Origin of the sequence: Serratia sp. H1w, assembly GCF_000633355.1 — a bacterium.
GTDB lineage: Bacteria > Pseudomonadota > Gammaproteobacteria > Enterobacterales > Enterobacteriaceae > Chania.
The window spans coordinates 1-22009 of record NZ_AYMQ01000077.1; the positions used below are offsets into that span (position 1 = coordinate 1).

Annotated in this window: 19 protein-coding genes and 2 tRNA genes; 10 read left to right on the forward strand and 11 right to left on the reverse strand. The window is 51.7% G+C overall.

Annotated elements, in window-relative coordinates:
- A partial coding sequence (locus U869_RS0118130; protein ID WP_025120586.1) for an ABC-three component system middle component 1 occupies positions 1 to 607 on the forward strand: 607 nt, incomplete at its 5' end.
- Entirely contained in the window at positions 582 to 2921 is a 2340-nt protein-coding gene (locus U869_RS0118135; RefSeq protein WP_025120587.1) for an AAA family ATPase, read from the forward strand. The genes U869_RS0118130 and U869_RS0118135, both read left to right, overlap by 26 nt.
- 306 nt (positions 2922 to 3227) lie before the next feature.
- Here U869_RS0118135 and U869_RS0118140 read toward each other — a convergent pair whose 3' ends face one another.
- Together U869_RS0118140 and U869_RS0118145 are read right to left on the reverse strand one after the other, a co-directional pair.
- Complete coding sequence (locus U869_RS0118140; RefSeq protein ID WP_025120588.1) at positions 3228 to 4436, reverse strand: integrase arm-type DNA-binding domain-containing protein; 1209 nt, start codon at positions 4434 to 4436, stop codon at positions 3228 to 3230.
- A gap of 248 nt (positions 4437 to 4684) precedes the next feature.
- Complete coding sequence (locus U869_RS0118145) at positions 4685 to 5266, reverse strand: nuclear transport factor 2 family protein (protein ID WP_025120589.1); 582 nt, start codon at positions 5264 to 5266, stop codon at positions 4685 to 4687.
- Positions 5267 to 5390: 124 nt separating this feature from the next.
- Here U869_RS0118145 and U869_RS0118150 point away from each other — a divergent pair, with 124 nt between their 5' ends.
- The gene (locus U869_RS0118150) at positions 5391 to 6281 is read left to right on the forward strand and encodes a LysR substrate-binding domain-containing protein (RefSeq protein ID WP_025120590.1); all 891 of its coding nucleotides are present in this window, start codon (positions 5391 to 5393) and stop codon (positions 6279 to 6281) included.
- 49 nt (positions 6282 to 6330) lie between these two features.
- Here U869_RS0118150 and U869_RS0118155 read toward each other — a convergent pair whose 3' ends face one another.
- Entirely contained in the window at positions 6331 to 7608 is a 1278-nt protein-coding gene (locus U869_RS0118155; protein ID WP_025120591.1) for an MFS transporter, read from the reverse strand.
- Between the two features lie 59 nt (positions 7609 to 7667).
- Complete coding sequence (locus tag U869_RS0118160) at positions 7668 to 9023, reverse strand: M20 family metallopeptidase (protein WP_029987487.1); 1356 nt, start codon at positions 9021 to 9023, stop codon at positions 7668 to 7670.
- Positions 9024 to 9189: 166 nt separating this feature from the next.
- Here U869_RS0118160 and U869_RS0118165 point away from each other — a divergent pair, with 166 nt between their 5' ends.
- Positions 9190 to 10113: a LysR family transcriptional regulator gene (locus tag U869_RS0118165; protein ID WP_025120592.1), complete on the forward strand. Its 924-nt coding sequence runs from the start codon at positions 9190 to 9192 to the stop codon at positions 10111 to 10113.
- A 109-nt stretch (positions 10114 to 10222) separates the two neighbouring features.
- A tRNA-Thr gene (locus U869_RS0118170) sits at positions 10223 to 10298 on the forward strand.
- 86 nt (positions 10299 to 10384) lie between these two features.
- Here U869_RS0118170 and U869_RS0118175 read toward each other — a convergent pair.
- Complete coding sequence (locus tag U869_RS0118175) at positions 10385 to 10627, reverse strand: DinI family protein (protein WP_021178442.1); 243 nt, start codon at positions 10625 to 10627, stop codon at positions 10385 to 10387.
- A gap of 312 nt (positions 10628 to 10939) precedes the next feature.
- Here U869_RS0118175 and U869_RS0118180 point away from each other — a divergent pair, with 312 nt between their 5' ends.
- Entirely contained in the window at positions 10940 to 11410 is a 471-nt protein-coding gene (locus U869_RS0118180; protein WP_025120593.1) for a hypothetical protein, read from the forward strand.
- A 105-nt stretch (positions 11411 to 11515) separates the two neighbouring features.
- Here the strand turns inward: U869_RS0118180 and U869_RS0118185 are convergent.
- The 3 genes from U869_RS0118185 to U869_RS0118195 form a co-directional block, all read right to left on the reverse strand.
- Positions 11516 to 11592, reverse strand: a tRNA-Pro gene (locus U869_RS0118185).
- 75 nt (positions 11593 to 11667) lie between these two features.
- Complete coding sequence (gene yejM / locus U869_RS0118190; RefSeq protein ID WP_025120594.1) at positions 11668 to 13455, reverse strand: LPS biosynthesis-modulating metalloenzyme YejM; 1788 nt, start codon at positions 13453 to 13455, stop codon at positions 11668 to 11670.
- 9 nt (positions 13456 to 13464) lie between these two features.
- On the reverse strand, positions 13465 to 13692 hold the full coding sequence (locus U869_RS0118195) for a YejL family protein (protein WP_021805879.1): 228 nt from the start codon (positions 13690 to 13692) through the stop codon (positions 13465 to 13467).
- A 161-nt stretch (positions 13693 to 13853) separates the two neighbouring features.
- On the opposite strand from U869_RS0118195, the gene yejK reads away from it, so the two are divergent.
- Positions 13854 to 14858: a nucleoid-associated protein YejK gene (gene yejK, locus U869_RS0118200; RefSeq protein ID WP_025120595.1), complete on the forward strand. Its 1005-nt coding sequence runs from the start codon at positions 13854 to 13856 to the stop codon at positions 14856 to 14858.
- Positions 14859 to 14942: 84 nt separating this feature from the next.
- Here yejK and rplY read toward each other — a convergent pair whose 3' ends face one another.
- Positions 14943 to 15227 carry a 50S ribosomal protein L25 gene (rplY, locus tag U869_RS0118205; RefSeq protein ID WP_025120596.1) on the reverse strand — a complete coding sequence of 95 codons (285 nt, stop codon included), beginning with the start codon at positions 15225 to 15227 and terminating at the stop codon, positions 14943 to 14945.
- A 150-nt stretch (positions 15228 to 15377) separates the two neighbouring features.
- Positions 15378 to 17135, reverse strand: coding sequence for a DEAD/DEAH box helicase (locus tag U869_RS0118210; RefSeq protein ID WP_025120597.1), 1758 nt, complete (start codon positions 17133 to 17135; stop codon positions 15378 to 15380).
- A gap of 285 nt (positions 17136 to 17420) precedes the next feature.
- On the opposite strand from U869_RS0118210, the gene rsuA reads away from it, so the two are divergent.
- The 3 genes from rsuA (at position 17421) to U869_RS0118230 (ending at position 20403) form a co-directional block, all read left to right on the forward strand.
- The gene (rsuA, locus tag U869_RS0118215) at positions 17421 to 18134 is read left to right on the forward strand and encodes a 16S rRNA pseudouridine(516) synthase RsuA (RefSeq protein ID WP_025120598.1); all 714 of its coding nucleotides are present in this window, start codon (positions 17421 to 17423) and stop codon (positions 18132 to 18134) included.
- Positions 18135 to 18164: 30 nt separating this feature from the next.
- On the forward strand, positions 18165 to 19361 hold the full coding sequence (locus U869_RS0118220; RefSeq protein ID WP_025120599.1) for a Bcr/CflA family multidrug efflux MFS transporter: 1197 nt from the start codon (positions 18165 to 18167) through the stop codon (positions 19359 to 19361).
- A gap of 697 nt (positions 19362 to 20058) precedes the next feature.
- Complete coding sequence (locus U869_RS0118230) at positions 20059 to 20403, forward strand: YejG family protein (protein WP_021805874.1); 345 nt, start codon at positions 20059 to 20061, stop codon at positions 20401 to 20403.
- Positions 20404 to 20412: 9 nt separating this feature from the next.
- On the opposite strand, the gene yejF is transcribed toward U869_RS0118230, so the two are convergent.
- Entirely contained in the window at positions 20413 to 22008 is a 1596-nt protein-coding gene (gene yejF / locus U869_RS0118235; protein ID WP_025120600.1) for a microcin C ABC transporter ATP-binding protein YejF, read from the reverse strand.
- Between the last annotated feature and the right edge of the window lies 1 nt (position 22009).

The window sequence follows — 22009 nt, forward strand, 5'->3', positions numbered from 1 at the left end:
TCTTGAGGTTTATTGGGTATATGTTCGAGAGAGCGGTACGGCGATCCGATTTGCAGTTTTGCATAAGTTAGATAATTTGATGAAGCCAGGCGATATCAACGCTACTATCAACCAGTCCGCGCCGGTGGCATTCACAGCTGATCCAGCATTTAAAAAGAACTGCGATTTAATCTGCATTCATCACCTCGACAAGCTTGCCGAATTCAAAAACTACGAAGAACAGATTTTTGAAATCGAAGAAGATCCCCATTTCTACAAAAAATACGTGCTTTACTATAGCGACACCGAAGTTGAAGCAATTAAGGGGCTGAACTTCGCCAAGCTAAACGAATTGATCTCAGACAAAAAACAATTCGATACTTACAAAAATGAACCCACAGCGGCCACTATGTACAGTGCAGCTGCAAAAATTTTCATTAAGCTGCCTTTTTTGGCAATTAATATCAACAAAGTGGAGTTAGTACCACTCCGTCTACAAATTGAAGATGCTGTAGCAGAATCCGACCTTACCAAGACGTATGAATCGATACAAAAACATGACCAATTAAATACAGAAGACTTGACCAAGGAACTTATTAGCGATGAACTGGAAAATTTCAAAAATTGAGGTTTCAAGCTTTAAAGCTTTCAAAAAAATTCATCTGGATTTCGGTGACTCATCACTTTTGACATTGGATGGTCCAAACGGATTCGGAAAAACGAGTATATTCGATGCTATTGAGTTATTGCTTACTGGCAGTATAAAACGAATTTGTCACCTATTCACCACGTTAATGATGGGTAAAAAAACGAATTATGATGACAATCTCCTTTGGAATAATCGTTCTGGCAATAAAGATTTAACTATTAAAATAGAGTTTATCAATGGTTCACGCAAGCTTACTCTAGCAAGGCATACTCCCGCAGCAAACTTTGACGAAAAATCAAACAATCGAGCAGACCAATTTATCCACCTTAAGCTTTACGAGCTACCTGAATTCTCTTCAAGCGATTATTTTGCAGAAAACTTTCGCAACGAAAACTTCATTGAGGAGCTTTTTGGCGAAAATTTCAAAGAAAACTTTTCTTATTTGAATTATTTGGAGCAGGGCCAAAACCAGCTCCTGCACACGCGAGTAGACAAACGTAAAGAGGCGTTAAACAACCTTTTCAATATTAGTGATGTAAAAGCCGAAACTGATAGCTGTAAGGCTATCGCTTTGCGGCTTACAAAGTTCATTGGCGATCCTAAGCGTGCTGCAGATTTATTAAAGTTAGAAACTGAGGCTGGCTTACTCAAGGGAATGATTAAATCTGGCCTAGGAGAAATTGAATATAAAAAAATTTCCACTGCAGAGCTACAACCTGGCTGGGATAAAGAGAGCCCCTTCCCCATCTACTCTGAGGAAATTCATAGAGAATACCTTGAGAATATCCAGAGCCTTCAAAGACTGGCTCTACTAAAAAATGCAATACAGATCAGAGATAAAAATGACTCGATTGAAAATTTTATAGAACTTAACAAGGACTCCATAAAAATCCTGGCGCGTTTTGGCAATGATTTGAACAAGCTGGATGGCCTCGATGCCGCCAAAAAAGAATTGAACGAGTTGTTCAAACGTGGAGGGATTATCAAACGTGGCGCAACAGTCATCAAGGCCGATGAGGCCAAGAGCCTTACTGGATGGCCCCAAGGGCGTTTGGAATGGTTCCTTGAACAAATAGTTACTCGTGATTCGCTTCAGAAAAAGAGCAGCTCTAATAACAACGCTGTAGCCGAGCTGAATCGTCTAAAAACAGAGCTGGTGACTGAGCACGCTAAACTTTATCCTAATGATTGGCATTGCCCACTGTGTGGGGCGGACTGGCAATCCCATGACGCTATGCTGCAAAAGATTGAGCTCCGATCTACGCAGATCAATGACGTACTAAACGCTGATGGCCAGACCTTGATAAATCTCACTGGGCTGATGGCTACAGATCTGGCTCAAATTGACGCTCAGATACAAGGCCGGGTAACGCAGCTATCCGTTGGCTATAACAGTGCCCTACACAGTTCCTTGCTCCGTGATAAAGCTCGGTTGCCAGCGATTAACCAACTCGCCTCTCGGCTTCAAGACTTAGGGGTACAACTAAACCATTCGTTCTCCGAAAATGATGAAGAGGTAGACACTCGAACTCAGACTCTGATAGCTTTCATCAGAAGCCAGAAAGCAGCTGAGACAGAACCTCTGCCGCAAGATTGGAGAAATGTCACCACATTTGCCTTCAAAGAGCTGCAGGACTTTTATATCGTTGAGCTTCAGAAGTTGAAAGACAAAGAGCTATATATCGCAGCTAAAGCAAACGAGGCCCAGAGCGGAAGGCTCAAGCAGTGCCTTGATGAACTACAGGTCATTCAACGTGAAACCAAGGCAGCACAGATTGCTAAAGGTAAGGTTACTCGCCTAAAGGCTACTTTGGAGAAAACAGAACGCCGCTACTCGGAACAAACGATTTCTGAAATTGAGCTGATTTTCCATATTTATAGCGGAAGGCTTATCCAAAACTATCAGCGTGGTTTGGGTCTGTTTATTGAAAGCAAAGATGGTAAAGAGCTCAGGTTTCTTACAGCCGAGAAGTCTGAATATGATGCGATTCTGTCGATGAGTTCTGGGCAGGTGTCGGCGCTCAGCCTAGGATTTTTCCTCGCGCTGAATAGAGTTTACTCAAATGTACCGCTGATCCTGATCGATGATCCGTCCCAGTCACTGGATGAGGTGAATATCGCCTCTTTAACTGATCTTCTTCGGTGCGAGTTCAGCAATCGCCAGTTGATCGTTTCCTCGCACGAGGATGATATCTCCTCGTATATGCGCTATCGGTTCGCCAGGGCCGGTCTGAGCACCCGATCGTTAAACATGCAACGCTTAGCTAAGGAAGCTCTAGTCGCCACGGGCTGAGCCATCATGACAGGGGCATATGGAGCGTGCCCCTTCGTTTAAGGATAGAGCTGCTTCGACCCGTTGAACTCACAGCTCAAAGCCGACTGTCAGATAAGATTGTGTTTTATCCACGGAAACACAGTCAGTTCAGGCCTGAGCTAATCTAATTAAGCGCAATTATAAGTTGGCTGAAGTTAACAGCGTCAGTAGCATCACTAGCACTGTTAATATATTCTATCATTGTTGATTGACTTTTCGCTTAAGGTGTGGTGTAGGGATAATTTGCTAATCTGGTAGGGGGCGCATGTTTTATATTTGATATAATCAACTTCCATTCGCTTGCTTAATGACAAAACCAGCCCAATCTTCCATCATTGGCCGACGTTGCTCCAACAAATCAGTACGATGATACGCTGCTTCAACCTTGTTTTGCACCGTATGAGCTAGGGCTCTTTCAGCTAGATCTCTAGGATAGCCTTTCTCACTGCACCAATCTCTGAAGCTAGAGCGGAAACCGTGGGCAGTTGCCACACGTCCAGGCGTATCACTGTGTGCTTCGACGCGGCGCAAGAAAGAAGTTAACACCATATCGGACAGTAATGATTGGTTGCGGGGGGAAGGGAACACCAACTCGTCATGTAATCCTTGCATACCCTCCAGGATCTCAATGGCTCTTGGTACCAACGGAACCCGATGAATGATACCTGCTTTCATGCGTTCGGCAGAGATAGTCCATACCGCAGCTTTGAAATCAATTTCTGACCACTGAATTCCCCTTACCTCACCCGAACGACACGCTGTCAGGATGAGCAACTCTAATAGCGAACGGGTTAAATCAAAACGTCTGGCATTGCGTAGATGCACAGCGACAAAGTTCGGGATATCTCGCCAAGGCATTGCGGGTTGATGCTCTGTTCGAATCGCTTTACTAGGTTGTTGAGGCAAAAGATGAGTGACAACATCGACAGGGTTTGCCACGCAATGACCATGCGCCCACCCCCAAGCCATAACAGCATGCAAGCGCTGCTTAACTCGACTGGCTGTTTCTGGAATCGATAACCAGATAGGGCGTAAAACTTCAGCCATGTGCGCAGGCGTTATGGTATCCAACGGCAGCGAGCCGATAGAGGGGAAGGCGTGTTGCTCTAGAGTTGCTATCCACTGTTTCCCATGTTTGTCGTTTTTCCAGCCGGGAAGTAGATCAGTATGTACCTGGCGGGAGGCGATTTTGAATGTTGGAATAACTGGTTTGTTGGACTCTGATTTCTTGGCCTCTAACGGATCAATCCCGTTAGTAAGTTGCTCACGCATGGCATGCGCTTGTCTGCCTGCTTCGGCAATACTAACTTCGGGATAGCTACCTAACCCAGCATTACGTCGCTTTTTGGTTGCTGGGCTAACATAACGCAAAACCCATTTACCGTGACCTTTACTGGTGGAGGGGTGTAACGTCAGGCCGGTGATGCCACCGTGCGATAAGGGCTTATCATCCGGTTTAATGTTCCGGGCTTTGGTATCGGTGAGTAGTGCCATCTGCGAAGTCCTTGAGATGTCAGTATGCCATTGAGTATGCCATCAATGGTTGATTTAGGTTAGGGGTGGTTGTGCTGCTTTGATAGGAAATAAATATAACTGATTGTTTAATATTTAAATTTTAGGCGGCATTGCCTTGATTTGTGCAGTTGAGAAGCGGACTGTCCTTCCGCCAAATACTGACCCCAAGCTCGCAAGAGCTTGGGGTTTTTTGTTTGTGGTGATTTTGGAGCAGATAAAGAGAATATTCAGGCTTGCAGCCAGGCAAGGCCCGCGGCCTTCATTTCTATTTCCAATCTGCTGCCTCGGGTGGCAAAAACGCGTTTGACGGGGAAGCCACTTTTTTCCAGCATGTAGGCCAGCGCCGCATATTCACGCGGGTACTTGGCAACTACGGCGCTATCGATTTCCACCAACCCCATCGGGAAGGTGAAGGTTGCCATATCGTAGATACTTTGGCGGTGCAACAGCTTCCAGATGCCGTCCCGCTTCTCTACCCGATCGTAGAAGCGATTATGGCCCTCACAGCCGACATTCAGCTTGACATTCTCGCCGACGATCACCGCATTGGTTTCGACGATTGCCTTGGTGGCATCCTGGTTGAAACTTACCACTGGGGTACCAATCAGATGTTTGGTTCTGGCATCTGACGAGCCCATTCTCATCGATCCATCAATAAAGTCGCGGGCCAGGCCCTCAAACCAGGTCACTTCAATGGTGCCGTCGGGATGAAATAGCTGACGCAAAGCTTCCCATTGCCCCAAATCGCGGTGGATCCAACCGGTCATAAGGTCGGTTATCTGGAGACGATCTTCAATATGATGTTGCATGGTTGATTCCTTGAGAGAAAGGCACCTGACAGTGCTGATGGGATTGAGCATCCTCTCTATGGTTGATAAAATCCAATGCATTGATATGACTGATCAATCATTATAATTGATTAATGAGGTTGAAATGGAGCTGCGTCACCTAAGGTATTTTCTGGCCGTGGCAGAAGAGAAGCATTTTGGTCGCGCCGCTGAGCGGCTGAATATCGTACAGCCAGCGCTGAGTATGCAAATCCGTGCGTTGGAGGAGGAGTTGGGAGGGCCGCTGTTTGTGCGAACCAGTCGCCGTGTAGAACTGACCGAAGCGGGTAACCTACTGCTCACTCAGGCACGTAATACCCTTGCTCAGGCCGAACATGCCAAATTTATCGTACAACGTTCCCTACGCGGCGAAATGGGCTGCGTGCGGGTGGGGTTTGCCGGTAATGCGGTGTTTAGCGGCAAGCTGATGCGCGATCTGCGCGCTTTCCATCGAGCTTATCCGGATGTTGAATTGATCGTGCAGGAGCTCCCTCCGCAGTTACAAGCGGACGCTATCCTGGCTGGACAGTTGGATATTGGCTATACGCCCGACCATCAAAAACTACACGCTCCGGCTCTGGTCGCTGAGCAGATTGGCTATTGGGAAAGGCGAGTGGCGATGTCAGACGACCATCCTTTAGCCACACAATCGCGGCTGAAAGTTGCCATGCTGGCGACAGAACCCCTGATTTTCTACGACGCACATGATGCTGATGAGCATCTGCTCAACATGCTCATCCAAATGCTGGGTCATCAACCCAATATTGCCCATCGCACTGCCAGCACTCTGAGCGTATTGGCATTAGCTGCGGCTGGGTTGGGGGTTGCCTTGATTCCTGAACCCTTGGCGCAGGTACCTATCCCAGGATTGGTATACCGTGTCCTGGATGAGCCTGAGCTGGCCGCTAACCTGATGCTGGTTAGCCGAACCGGGGAAACTAACGGTGCCGCGTGTGCCTTTCTCGCGTTGGCTCGAAATGAAGAGGCCATCGTTTGATGGCCTGAGATTGCTCTAACCGGTTTTTAACGTAGGGTTGCTTGGATCATCAGTGGTTTCGCAAATGCTTTTTGCTGCCTAACAATGCCCAGCCACTAAGCAATGCCATCATCATCAGGTAATAGCTTGGTGCGAGGCTGGTCCCGGTCGCGGTGATCAGCAAGGTACAAATCAGCGGTGCAAAGCCACCGAATACCGTGACGGCCACGTTGTAACTGATCGCCATACCGCTGGCGCGGGTGGCCATCGGGAACAGATCGGCCATCACCGAAGGCACCGTCGAGAAGTAGATGGATTTCAACAAGGCCAGCCAACCAACCATCAACATCAGCATCATGGGCGAGGTGTGGTTCACTACCAGCAGGAATGCCGGGTAAATCGTCAGCAGCAACAGCAGCAGCGAGCCCCACATTAGCGGCAGTCGGCCAACTTTTTCCGCCCACAATCCCATTATCGGCGTCACGACCGTTAAAATCACGCCGGCCAGCAGGGTGGCGCTAAACGCGGCAGATCCTGACAGGTTCAGGTTTTTGGTGGCATAGGTGGGCACATAATTGAGCATGTAATTGATGGCGGTGGAAATCACCATCAGCCCGATAGCCAGCAATAGCAGGTTTTTCTGCTTACCGACCAACATCTTCAGCGGTGCTGTGGGCTTCTGTTGCTGCACAAAACTGGCTGGCTCATGGACATGACGGCGGATATACAGACCTACCGGGCCAATCAGCAACCCGAAAGCAAACGGAATACGCCATCCCCAGTCCTGGATTTGTGTTTCAGTCAGCCATTGAGTCATGCCTAACCCGAAAGCCGAGGCCATCAGCGTGCTGGCTCCCTGCGTGGCGAACTGCCAACTGGCGATAAACGCCTTGCGCTCCGGGAAGTGTTCGACCAGAAAAGCGGTTGAACTGCCAAATTCTCCTCCGGCGGAAAACCCCTGAATCAACCGGGCAACCAGGATCATCAACGGAGCCGCCAGCCCAATGGTGGCGTAGGAGGGCATAAAGGTGATAATCGCGCCACCGAGTAGCATCAGGCTGATGGACATTAATAAGGCTTTTTTGCGGCCGACGCGATCGGCGTAGGCTCCGAGCACCACGGCACCCAATGGGCGGATCAAGAATGAGACGCCAAAGCTGCCGAAGGTCAGCAGCAACGAAACGGCCGGATCTTCCGTTGGGAAGAAAGCATGGGCGATATAGCTGGCGAAAAAGCCATAAACCGCGATATCGAACCATTCCAGCGCGTTGCCGATGCAGGTGGCGAACAGCGTCTTATACAAATTGGGCTTGGCCGCTATGCTGTCCTGTTGGGTTATCGCACTCATGAGTTATCTCCTGCCTGGCGTTGTGCCAGGATGGAGTTGGCACTTTCTTCTCCTAGTTCCTAGAACAGGCGAGTCATGATCTGCAACCCTTCGCGGGCGATGGATTTCAGCATATGTTCATTAACCCCGTGTTGACCACATGCCGGGTAGGAATGGGGGATCCACAGCGTTGGTAATCCTAGAGTATCGGCGAAAACGTCATTTGGCAGCGAACCGCCCAGGTTGGGCAGCAAAGCGGGTTTTTTGCCGCTGGTTTGTTGCAGGATCTCCAGCGCCCAAGGAACCAGCGGATCCTGTGGGTTGAGCCTGGTGGCCGGTGAGCCGTGCAGCCACTCCACCTCGACATTGCCAAAACCGTGCAGTTGCAGATGTTGTTGGATATGGCTGACCAGATTTTGCCAGTCGGTGCCTACCACAAAGCGCAACTGGCACACCGCCGTTGCGTTGCCAGGGATGGCGTTCATTGGCCGGGCTGGATTACCGGTTTGGTAAGCGAGCACTTCAAGCGTATTCCAGCCATACAACCGCTCACTTGGGGTCAGACCGGCTTCCCCCCAGTTTTCATCGATCTCTGGATCACCCGTTTGGCCACCCACGCTGAGTTCGCGCAAGATGGATCGCAGATTGTCGTCCAGAGGCGCGGGTTTCAGTGCTGCAACTTGCAGTTGCCCATGTTGATTGACCAGTGAGGTGATAGCGTTAGCCAGTTGGGTTCCGGGGTTGCTGAGCAGTCCTCCCCAGTTTCCCGAGTGGTAGGCGTTATCCCTGGCGTGGATACTAAGACGGAAATTGATACAGCCGCGTGAGCCGAGGAACAGCGTAAGCTGTGTGGCGTTAAGCCGTGGGCCATCGGAGGCGATAAACAGGTCGGCTTGCAGTAATTCACGGTGCTGCTGGCAGATGGCCGCCAGCCCTGGGGAACTGATCTCTTCACCCATTTCGAATATCAGCTTGCAGTTGAACCCCAGCTTGCCACCGCGTGCCTGGAATACCTGCTCCAGCGCCGCCAGATTGATACTGTGCTGCCCCTTGTTATCCGCGCTGCCACGGCCATACCAACGGTCGCCTTCTTCGCTCAGCTCCCAGGGCGAAAGACCAGGACGCCAGTTTTCGTCGTCACCGAAGACCACATCGCCGTGGCCATAGCTCAGCAGGGTGGGTAATGAAGGATCTTCAATACGCACGGCAATCAGAAATGGGCGGTTGGTCGCTTCCGGGTTATCGAACAGCTGTAGTTCGAAACCCAGCGCTCGTAGCGGCGGCATGATTTCTTGCTCGAGGTAAAGCAAAATGGCGGCATCGTCCTCATGCCGTTGGCTTTCCGTGGCCAGAGCTATACGGCGTGCCAATATTCGGCGGAATTCGCCACTGTCAAAATACGCTGTCGCCAAAGCGACGGCCTGTTCACCCGTCATGAGTATTTTCCCCGTTGTGTTTGCATTGTGTTGTTTTACTTGTTGTGTTGGTTATCTAAGCTAAAATCGGGGTTTGTCACAATTGTCCATTTAACAAACAAGCCTTGCTTTAAAAGCAATGCTTATTTGCTCTGATGCGAAGCAATGCACCAAGGAGAGGCACCGTATGTTGAGCAGCGAAGTTCGCTTTTTTCTGGTGGTCGCCAGCTGTGGTTCACTCAGCGCGGCCAGCGAACAACTATTTGTGGCGGTATCGGCGATCAGCCGACAGATACAGCGTTTGGAAACGCAGATTGGGACACCATTATTTGAACGCCACGCGCGGGGGATGGTGCTGACCGAGGCCGGACAGATTTTTGAAAATCACATCCGTAAGAGCCTGTTGAATATTGAGCAGGCGGTGGCCGAGATCAAAGGATTGAAGGCCGTACGGCGTACCGCGTTGCGTATCGCTTGCAGCAACGGGGTCGCTTTTATGCTGATGCCCCAATTGATGGCGAATTTTCGTGCCTTGCATCCAGCCGTCACCTTCACGCTGACGGTGGCAGATACTAAAACCCTGGCGCGGTTGGTACGCAATGGTGAATGTGACATGGTGTTGCAGTTTAGCTTGCACCCAGAGCGGGGGGTTGAGGTAGCGGCTTCATGGCCAGCGCCGGTCTTGCTGTTGATGAGAAAGGATCACCCATTAGCCGACAGGCAGGTGGTTCTGACCGATCTTTGTCAGTATCCGGTGTGTTTACCTGAACCGAGTTCCACGGTACGCCAGCTGTTTGATATCTCTTGTCAGATGAACGGCACCTTTATTGAGCCAGTGCTGACCTGCGATAATTTCTCCACGTTGTACTATTTTTTACAGGGCTCTCCGCTGGCGGTCACCATCTGTAGCCAATTTACCGCAATGCCGCTGTTACAGCCGCAAGGCCTGATCCTCAAATCTTTTGCTGTTGAGCAGCTCAGCCAGCGTACCTTACAGCTGCAATTGCCTCTGGGGCGGCAGCGGAGCACGGCTTTGGAGCTGTTTGTGGACTTTATTGGTCAGGTGTTAAGCCTTGAAGAACAAGCCATTGATGAGAAAGTCGGCACATAAGCTGTTTTTTAATCAACGGGATAAATAATCTGTTGATTACGCTTGATTGTTCCCGGTTGGCTGTATTATATTGCGCTCCACGGAAACAGTACCTGTTCCGACAGATTTCGCCGGCTTAGCTCAGTAGGTAGAGCAACTGACTTGTAATCAGTAGGTCACCAGTTCGATTCCGGTAGCCGGCACCATATAAGAAACCCCAGTAGAAATGCTGGGGTTTTTTGTCTTTGGGCATTTACGCTGCGGCGCAGCGTATGTACTGCGCCTTGGCCTTTTATATATCGGTGGCCAGCCATTGGTCAGACTCTTCGAACATCTCTTCCAGCATACGGTTTAGCTTCTCGCGGTCACTTTTGCTGGCGTCCGAGTTGAGGCCGTTGGCCTGCATCGGTTTTACCTTCACCTCGGCATCCGGGAAGATGCGATGCACCCGCTTGGTCAGCTCGGCCTTGATGATTTCATCGGCACCCGGGATCCCTGCGACATTGCGCTTATCAAACACCAATTCAACGAACATAGCCCAACCCTAACGTTACTGTTTATGTATACAGTTATTCTGACCGAAGGGACGGGGTAAGTGCAAGAGGGCAGGCGGAAAATTTTAGCGTGGCCTATGCTGGTGAGTGTGTGCTCAATCATTGCCACACACTATTTGTCAAGGTATGAACCATTGGTATTTATTATGCGTACTGATCTATGCACGTCTGTTTGAATACACCCATCATAATTGCGTGCAAAGATGCTTGGTTGTTCAATACTTCTTTTTACATGTCATAAGGTTATTATTTAATCTGCCCTATTTAAACTTTTTCAAAATGGAATTAAAACCGTGAAAAAATCACTACTCTTGTTAGGTGCGTTATCGGTTGGTTACATTGGCGTGGTGACTTCAGCACTGGCACAAGACGCGGATAAAAAAAATGCACTAAAGCCGCTGGTGAAACTGGAAGAACTGTTTGCTGAAAAATCCAATCTTTGGACGGATTACCCACAAAATGACGCCTATGTTTTTGATCGCTCTGAAGAAAGCTATGTTGTTGCAGCTAAGCGAGCGGATGGTGTGGTTGCACTGGTCAATAAGCAGGAGAGCTACACGACGCCAGGGAAAATGGTGTTAATGGGCACGTATTTTAACTGCAATAAAATGACCGATGCGACTTTATATGTCGAAGATGTCAGTGTCGATGATATAGCTAAGCAACTTGCCGATCCGGCTATTGATGATCCAGAAAGAGTGCGTGGTTTTGATGCGAGTATGCCTGTCCACGATCTGTATCTGGTTGCATGCCCACAGAGTTGAGTTTGTTGGCTAATCATTGCTACGGGGTTTTTGGCCGGCGATATGATTGCCAAACTTCAGGCATAAAAAAACCAACCATAAATGGTTGGTTTCTCTATCGAATATTGGTCGGCATGAGAGGATTCGAACCTCCGACCCCCGACACCCCATGACGGTGCGCTACCAGGCTGCGCTACATGCCGACGCAGAACCCTATACTACCCATTTCAGATGCAAATTCAAGCAGCTACCTTGCCGATTGCTTCAGATTTAAGCAGTTAGTTGGCAATAAAGCGTTTTACATCGGTCAGCACCTGCAACAGCAAGGCCAACTGGGGTTTCTCGTCCTTAAGTTCGTTATCATCCTGATCGTAGGCACGATAGTTGCCGTTGCCATCCAACGTCAGCGTCTGGGTTGGCGTGGTGATCACCAACTGGCTGCCGGTACCGGTGGCGAGCCAATTGTTCTTACGCTGTGCGGCAAACAAATCTTCGCCCTGCGAGTAGTCGTTAGCCGGTGTTTTCACATGCAGCAGACGTTGCATCAGCGTACGCATCACATCGTTGTGATTGGTCAGCTTGTTGATGGTTTGTGCTGGTGTGCCCGGCCAGTGAATGACCAACGGAACCTGCAACTGGCTACGGTTAAAGCTGGTACCCGCACCCCAGTGGCCTTTGCCCGTATCGTTGAACTCGATACCGTGCTCGGCGGTGATCACCACCACGGTTTTATCCAGCATGCCTTTCTCTTTCAGCGTGGCCAGCACCTGCTCGATCTGCGCATCGACGTCTTTAGCACCGCTACGATAGCGTTGGGTGAAGGCCTCCGGCGAAAGCTTATTATTATCGCCCTCAGGCAATTTGGCTCCGCTGAAATTGATATAGGAGAACCAAGGGCTATTGCCGCTCTGGGTGGCCAACCAATTCTGCCACTGTTGAGTGGTGGTGGCGTCGCTCTGCACGAAGGGTTCCGGCGGTAGCGAGAAATCGGTCAATAGCGCCTGGCGGTAAAGCGTGGCGTTGAAACCGTCTGAAGAGAACAGGCCGAACTGATAGCCTTGATCGCTCAGCGCGCTAATCAACGCGGCGGGTTTGCGCCCGGCCAGGATCCCATCCAGATAGGTAGGCGAAATGCCGTAGAACAGGCCAAACAAACCGGTATCGGCGTGATTGCCGGAGCTGTAATGATCGCTGAAGCGGATGTTTTCCTCGGCAAAACGGCTGAGACCCGGCATGTCTTGCAACATATCCTGAGTACGAACACCGTTCACGACGATCATCAGCAGGTTATAGCCGCTGCCTTTATCGCTGTAGTTCAGACTGTTGAGCGGGTATTCAACGGCTGCCGCTTCTGGATTGCCCTGTTGCATCAGACGGCGTTCATATTCCTGTGGATCGAGCAGGCCGTGTTTTTCCAGGAACTTACGCGCGGTCATCGGGTAAGAGAGTGGAAGATTGGCGCGCTGCATGGTGATCGGCCGATAGAAATTGGCGTCCGCCCAGATATAAATCAGATGCGAAGCAAAGAACGAACAGATGAACAGCACCGCCAGCGGCTTGCCGAAATTGCGCCGGTTCAGGCTGCGTAGCTTCTGCCAACTCCAGGTGGCAAACAGCATTTCGACCAGGAATATCACCGGCACGGCGATAAACACCAGCTGCCAGTCGCGCGCCAGCTCGCTCTGGTCCGGGTTGACGACCAGCTCCCACACCACCGGATTAAGGTGCAGGTGGAAGTGGGTAAAGACTTCGCTGTCGACCAGCAGCAACGTCAGCCCGGCGGTGGCCAACGTCGCGGAAATAAATCGCAGCAGGCGCTGCGACATCACCACAAAGGTGAGCGGGAAGATGATCAGCAGGTAGGCGGCAAAGACAATAAAGCTGAACTGCCCGAGCAGGCTGACCAGCGCATAGACGCGCCCCAACAAAGAGGACGGCCAGTCGGTAACAAACAGGTAGCGGCTGCCCAACCCGATACTGAGCAGAATATTAAATAAGGCGAACCAGTGCCCCCAACCAATCATCTGGGAGACTTTTTCACGATAACGCTGACGGTTTGTCACCATAAGTAATTATTAATGCGCTTTATCTTCACGGATAGAAGCCTGTAGGGCTTCAGCAAAGGATCTGGCCAGTGTCTTCCGCTGGGCGGGAGCGATACTGGTGTTGATCAAATTGGTTACCATGTTGCCCAACACCATCAAAGAGAGATCGGTGGGAGTATGGTGTTTTTCTAAAACATTGACCAGCTCAGAGAGCAGTTGTTCAACGTGTTCGTCACTGTAACGAGATGATTGTGGCATAAAGATTGTGCTCAAAGCTCGACAAAGTCCCATATCTTACCGTATAGAGCCGTGATTTTCCGCTCTTTTATAGCGTGAAGATCGTTAAGGGATTGCCATGCCCGTTGTCTTTCGGCTTCTTCAGTGCTTGAATACGCGCTCAAAGAACAGGAGGAATGATCATGAGTGTGGATATCGAGCAGATAGCACTGCACCAGTTGGTAAAACGCGATGAGCAGACGCTGGAAGTGGTGCTGCGCGATTCCCTTCTTACCACCAATGCGGCGGTGGAAGAGATGATGGCAGAACTGCATCGCGTATACAGCGCCAAGAGCAAGGCTTACGGCCTGTTCAACGAGCAGAGCGAACTGGCGGATGCGTTGCGTAACTGTCGTAAGGGTGATGAAGACTTCCTCGCATTTAGCCGTGCCGCTACGGGTCGTCTGCGTGACGAGCTGGCCAAATACCCGTTTGCCGATGGTGGCGTCGTGCTGTTCGCTCATTACCGCTATCTGGCGGTGGAATACTTGCTGATTACCGTGCTGAACAGCTGCAACAGCACGCGCGTCAATGAAGAGCTGGATATCCGTACCACCCACTATCTGGATATCAACCACGCGGACATTGTGGCACGTATCGATCTGACCGAATGGGAAACCAACCCAGAATCGACCCGTTACCTGACGTTCCTTAAAGGGCGGGTAGGGCGCAAGGTTTCCGATTTCTTTATGGACTTCCTGGCGGCATCGGAAGGGCTGGATACCAAGGCGCAAAACCGTGGACTGTTACAGGCGGTGGATGATTACTGTGCCGATGCCCAATTAGGCAAGCACGAACGCCAGAACGTTCGCCAGCAGGTTTACACCTACTGCAATGAGCAGTTGCAGGCGGGGGAAGAGATCGAGTTGCAGGAACTGTCGAAAGAGATCGCTCCAGTGGGCGAGAAGGATTTCCTGCAGTTTTCCAGCGAACAGGGCTACGAGCTGGAGGATAGCTTCCCGGCCGATCGCGGCACGTTACGCCAACTGACCAAATTTGCCGGCAGCGGTGGCGGTATCAGCCTGAACTTTGATGCGATGCTGTTGGGTGAGCGTATTTTCTGGGATGCGGCCACTGATACCCTGACGATCAGAGGTACGCCACCGAACCTGCGCGATCAACTGCAACGTCGTACGGGCGGTAAATAAGCTGTTGCCGAATCGCAACCAATAAAAAACGCCGCAATTGCGGCGTTTTTCACTTCGGCGTCCCGAAAATCGATAACGTGGCGATTAAACGCGAACGAAGTCGATGTGAGCCAATTTTGGCTTGAACGGGTGACGCTGTACAGCCTGAACCTTAACTTTGGTTTCTTTACCGTCGACAACCAGAGTTACTGCTTCGCTGTAGAATTCTGGTTTAACTTCCATGTTCTTGACAGAATCATGGTCTAGTTCGATAGCAATCGCAGCTTCTTCGCCACCATAGATGATAGCTGGGAATTTGTTTGCTGCACGCAGGCGGCGGCTCGCACCCTTACCCTGGTCTTTACGTACTTGTACGTTGATAGTGAACATTGTTTTTTCTCTTGAAAGAAAATTTACCCTGCTACAGGCGACCCAGTAACAGGCTCGATAACCTGCTTTCACACTGGGCGAACCCAGGTAAAGCGGGCGGCATTTTAACGGAAAGCCGCTCCGTGGGCAATCAAAACCTGCCGCGCAGGCCTAATACAACTCATTGGCACGGCGAAAGCGGCCCTGATAATCAAAAACTTTTTCGCGTATCTGCCAGAACTGGCCGCGTTTGCGGGCGACGACGAAGTCTGGATGGCGCAATAGCGCCTGCTGAGCCAGCACGTCTGCCGCGTTTTGCCAACCGAAGGGGATGCCTGGTGCCCGTTGGTGAGGGCGTAGGAACAGCATCTCGAAGGCCTTGCGTTGCGCGGGCGTATGCAGGCGAAAACGTTCGCTGGTGCTGGTGCCATCTTCGTCATAATAGGTGGCCTTCAGCCACTCGCCTTTATCGTCCTTACCGCTTTGCAGCTCCATTCCACCGCAGCGTAATACCAGCGCGTCTTTCAGCTTCAGCGCCGCCTTCAGCATGTCATCCGGATCGACCAATACTTCCTGGCATTGATGGCAGCGACGTGCCGCAATATCGTTCTCCGCGCCGCAGTGCGGGCAGCATTTGAAACGGAAGCGATAGTCACACTGCTCGCGATGCCCCTCGTCATCCTCCAGCCAGCCCTGACAACGGCGGCCGTAGTGCTCGATGATGTCGCCGTTCTCGGTGCATTTACCCCAAAACAGGTTGGCAAAGCCGCAGGCGGGGCAAAATACCTGCACCGGTTGGCTGTCTGAATGAGGTTTGCTGACGCCCACTTCCGGCGTGAACAAATCGTGGGGATTGCCGGCGTAGTCCAGGATCAGGCAGTCGGTCTTGCCCGGCGCCAGGCGTAAACCGCGCCCAACGATTTGCTGATACAGGCTGACGGACTCGGTAGGCCGTAAAATCGCGATCAGATCGACATGGGGCGCATCGAAGCCGGTTGTCAGTACCGCTACGTTAACCAGGTAGCGCAACTGCTGTTGCTTAAAGGCTTCGATCAGCGCGTCACGTTCACCTGGCGGCGTTTCAGCACTCACCAGCGCCGCTTCTCCACTTGGCAGCAGGCCATAAACTTCGCGGGCGTGCTCCACCGTTGAGGCAAAAATCATCACGCCTTTGCGGGTTTCAGCGTATTCGACGATCTGGCTGATGATGTGCGGCGTAATGCGGTTTTGCTGCTTCAGTTCACGGTTGAGATCGACTTCGCTGAACAGGCCGTTGCTCCTGGCCTCCAGGCGGCTGAAATCGTACTGCACGATCGGCATATCCAGCCGTTCTGGCGGCACCAGAAAACCGTGTTTGATCATATAGCGCAACGGCAGTTCATAAATGCAGTCGCGGAACAGGCTGTTGCCGTCGCCGCGGGTGATGCCGTGGTAGTGATATTGATAAATCCAGCCTTTGCCCAGCCGGTAAGGGGTCGCAGTCAGGCCAAGCAGGCGCAGTTGCGGGTTGGTTTTTTGCAGATGTTGAATAATCTGCTGATATTGGCTGTCGTCATCATCGCTGATGCGGTGGCATTCATCGACGATCAGCAATGAAAATGCGCCGTCGAACAGCGGGAGATTGCGCGCCACCGATTGCACGCTGCCAAACACCACTTTGCCGCGGCTCTCTTTTTGCTGTAGCCCGGCGGCGAAGATGTCGGCTTCCAGGCCGTAAGCGCAGTATTTGCTGTGGTTTTGCGCCACCAGTTCCTTGACGTGGGCCAGCACTAACACCCGGCCACGGGCGCGCTTCGCCAGCTCGGCAATCACCAGGCTTTTGCCCGCACCGGTTGGCAGCACGATCAGGGCCGGTTCGGGATGCTGACGGAAATGCTTGATGGTGGCGTCAACGGCCTCAACCTGATAGGGGCGTAGGGTAAAAGCCATGGGTTAGTATCGCTCGCTGAAGTGGGCTGTGACATTCCACTGAAATTGTGACATTTTGCTCCTCAGACGGCGGAAAAATTTCTATTATTATGCCCTCTGTGGCTACGCAGTGCGAGAAGCATGGAAATTACCCCTGTTATGGCACCGTTTCCATCGCTATACTAAGCGGCTTCCCTACGCGAACATCCTCTTCGACCCTGTTCTTTGCACCTGATGCGGCAACGGGGCGTCATATTCAGCAATCAGATCAATGTGATCTTAACAACGACAGGCAAAGCAGATTCAATGCGACTGGACAAGTTTTTATCTCAGCAGTTGGGTATCAGCCGTGCGCTGGTAGCGCGTGAACTCCGTGCAAAACGTGTCACCATCGACGGTGAAGTGGTCAAAAGCGGGTCGCTCAAGCTGACTCCGGAACAGGAAGTGCGGTTTGATGGCAACGTGTTGTCACAGCTGAATGGGCCACGTTACTTTATGCTCAACAAGCCACAGGGCTACGTATGTTCTACCGACGATCCGGATCATCCGACCGTGCTCTATTTCCTGGAAGAACCCGTTGCGTACAAACTACACGCGGCAGGGCGCCTGGATATCGATACCACCGGCCTGGTACTGATGACCGATGACGGCCAGTGGTCGCACCGCATCACCTCACCGCGCCATCAGTGTGAGAAAACCTATCTGGTGACCTTGGAACATCCGTTGGCCGCCGATACCGCTCAGCAGTTTGAGCAAGGGGTGCAGCTGCATAACGAAAAAGATCTGACCAAGCCTGCGAAGTTGGAACAAATCGAAGCTACCCTGGTACGTCTCACCATCAGCGAAGGGCGTTACCATCAGGTGAAGCGCATGTTTGCCGCCGTGGGTAACCGGGTCATCGAATTGCACCGTGAACGTATTGGCGTCATTGTGCTGGATGATGATTTGGCCCCAGGTGAATACCGCCCGTTGACCGAAGAAGAGATTGCCAGCGTAGGCGCACCGCACCTGCTGGATTAATTATTGCGACCGACCAAGGAGTCGTTGAACGTGCAACAGAACCGGACCTCCCACCTCGGGTTGATCTTTATTCTGGGCCTGCTGTCCATGTTGATGCCGTTGGCGATCGACATGTACTTGCCCAGCATGCCGATAATCGCCCAGGAGTTCGGCGTGGAGTCGGGCCGTGTGCAAATGACGCTCAGTGCCTACATGCTGGGCTTTGCCGTTGGCCAACTGTTCTATGGCCCGATGTCCGACAGCATTGGCCGCAAGCCGGTGATCCTGTGGGGCACGCTGATTTTTGCTATCGCGGGTGGGGCCTGTGCGATGGCCCAATCGGTGGAGCAATTGATCAACCTGCGCTTCCTGCATGGGCTGGCCGCAGCGGCGGCAAGCGTGGTGATCAACGCCCTGATGCGTGACATGTTCACCAAGGACGAGTTCTCGCGCATGATGTCGTTCGTGATCCTGGTGATGACCATTGCGCCGTTGCTGGCGCCGATGATCGGTGGTGTGCTGCTGCTCTGGTTCAGTTGGCATGCCATTTTCTGGACGATGGGGGCGGCTGCGCTGTTGGGGTCGGTGCTGGTGGCGTTCTTTATCAAGGAGACGTTGCCCAAGGAGCGGCGGCAAAAATTCCATTTGCGCACTACGCTGAGGAATTTCGGCTCGCTGTTCCGCCACAAGCGCGTGCTGAGCTATATGCTGGCCAGTGCCTTCTCGTTTGCCGGGATGTTTTCTTTCCTCAGCGCCGGGCCGTTCGTCTACATCGAGCTGAATAACGTTTCACCGCAGCATTTTGGCTATTACTTTGCGCTGAACATCGTGTTTCTGTTCCTGACGACCCTGATTAACAGCCGCAACGTGCGTCGCCTGGGGGCGGTGAAGATGTTCCGCCTTGGGTTGTTTGTACAATTGACGATGGGCGTGTGGTTGCTGGCCGTCACCGCCAGCGGGTTGGGTTTCTGGGCATTGGTGCTGGGGGTTGCGGTTTACCTCGGTTGTATCGCCATGATCTCCTCGAACGCGATGGCGGTGATCCTGGACGATTTCCCTCATATGGCGGGCACGGCTTCTTCGCTGGCCGGAACGTTGCGCTTCAGCATTGGCGCGATGGTCGGGGCAATACTGTCTCTGGCTCCTGGCAAAAGTGCGTGGCCGATGGTTTCATCGATGGCGTTGTGCAGCATCGTTGCGGTGTTGTTCTATGTCTATGCCAGCCGTCCACGCAATAATCCTGTCTGAATTCCCCTCTCAGCCTAACCCTCTCCCAAAAGGAGAGGGGACCGAATGTACTTCCAATTGACTCCTGCATCTGATCTTGGCACGGGCGCAGTGTCACATAACCTATCCATGACGCTGAACTGGCTCCCTCTCACTATGGGAGAGGGGTCAGAGCTAGACTCCGCTTTCCCCTCTTGCAAGCTTAAGTTTGTTGCTAAATATATGCAGACTAACTAAACGTCAGCCAAACGAACTGTAGTTTTTTTGTTAAATATGACGGCGATTTTTTCCCCGGTAGCCAGAGGTGCAACCCGCTGGCTGATAGGGAATTTTCTGAATGGTTAATTGAGTTAATGTTGTTTTAAATCAATATATTATTGATTTACTCTGCATTGGGTATTGGGGCGATATGTTTGTACAATGTAAAATTAAACCGATTTTAAAGTAACTGCATTGCAAGAAAAAAATGTTGAGATCGCGGCTGGAAAGGGTTACATATAACGCAAAAATGCGAGCTGAGTAGCAAAACGCCGTGTGAGAAACTTTTACGGTGGAGAAAAAGTGAGTGATATCAGCAAGCGCAGGATGCGGTTAATTGTTTGTTGCAGATTTTACTTAAAAATAACATTTGTGGGCGGCAAAGTCGGGTGATCCCGGCTATAACTAAGTCATCCTGTGATGTAAAAAGTGTTTCATCTTTTCATACTAGGGATTTCATGTGGATAGTTTCCAGCTTTCGGTAGTGCATCGCTTGCCGCAAAGTTATCGTTGGCTATCAGGTTTTACCGGCAGCAAGGTTGAACCGATTCCGCTCAGCGGCATAGACGAAGATAACGATCTGATCGGCCTGAAGCTGCTCAGCCATGACGGGCGCGAAGCCTGGCGGGTCATGCAGCAACTCAACCTGTCTCTGCAAGAGATCCAGGTCAACTGCTCCATCGTCGAATGGGAAGGTGAGCCTTGCCTGTTCGTTCATCAATGCGATGAGAGTGCTGCCATGTGCCGCTTAAAAAACGTGGGTGCTGCGATTGCCGAGCAACTCAGCGCGCAGTACCCCTTCTGAATGATGCCGTTAATCAACCAACTGCAATAACTGCTGCGTGTAGGCAGCAGCAGGTGCGTTGAAAATCGTCTGGCAATCCCCCTGTTCCACGACTTCGCCCTGGCGCAGTACGATCACCTGATGGCACAGCGATCGCACCACCTGCAAATCGTGGCTGATAAACAGATAGGCCAACTGGTGGCGGCGCTGTAGCGATTTCAGCAGCGTCAGGATCTGCGCTTGTACCGATTTATCCAACGATGATGTCGGTTCGTCCAGGATCAATAGTTGCGGTTGCAGGATCAGCGCGCGGGCAATGGCGATACGCTGACGCTGTCCGCCGGAAAACTCCGTAGGGTAACGATAGCGCAGGGCCGGATCCAGGCCGACTTCTTCCAACGCTGCAATCACCCGCTGTTCGCGTTGCTCTGCGGTCAGCTGCTGGTGGACCTCCAATCCTTCGGCGATGATTTGCAGTACGTTCAGGCGTGGGTTCAGCGCGGAATAGGGGTCCTGAAACACGATCTGCATCCGGCTGCGGTAAGGCAACATCTGCTGGTTATTGAACTGATGCAGCGGCTGGCCTTCAAACCAGATGGTGCCTTGCGAGCTTAACAAACGCAGTAACGCCAGGCCGGTCGTGCTCTTGCCTGAACCCGATTCCCCCACCAAACCCACACTTTCCCCTGGCTGTATTTCAAAGCTCAGATCTTTCAGTGCGTAGTTCTGATCGACAACGCGCCGTAACAGGCCACGCTTGATCGGGAAACTGACTTGTAGATTTTCCACTTTCAGCAGCGGCATGGGCTTATCGCTGACCGGTAGTGGCAGAGGCTCACCCAGACTCTCCGCAGCCAGCAACTGGCGGGTATAGGCGTGTTGTGGGGCGCTAAACAGGCCGTCGCGGCTATTCTGCTCCACACATATTCCTTGGCGCATCACCGTTACGTTATCCGCCAACCGGCGCACGATATTCAGGTTGTGGGTGATAAACAGCAAGCCCATGCCCAGTTCCTGCTTTAACTCTTTCAGCAGCAGCAGGATCTGCGCTTGAATGGTCACGTCCAGTGCGGTGGTTGGTTCGTCGGCAATCAATAGTTTAGGTTTGGTCAGCACCGCCATGGCGATCATCACACGCTGACGTTCTCCGCCGGAGAGTTGATGAGGATAATCTTTCAGACGTCCCTTGGCATTGCGTATACCGACCCGATCCAGGCACTGAATGATTTCGGCGCGGGCGCTATCGCGGCGCATGCCCCGGTGGAGCATCAGCACTTCGGCCAGTTGTTTTTCAATGGTGTGCAAGGGATTGAGCGACACCATGGGTTCCTGGAAAATCATCGAGATCTGGTTGCCACGCACCTTGCGCAGTTCGGCTTCCGATGCGTGTAACAGCGAATTGCCGTTAAACAGGATATCCCCACCGGGATACACCACCGGAGGAGAAGGCAGCAGCCGTAACACGGACAGAGCGGTCACGCTTTTACCCGAGCCGGATTCACCCACCAAGGCCAGCGTTTCCCCTTGTTCAACCTGCAACGAGACGCCGTTGACCACCTGATTCAAGCTGCCCCCCTGGCGGAAGGCGATGCTGAGATCCTGAATTGCGAGCAGAGGAGTGGTCATA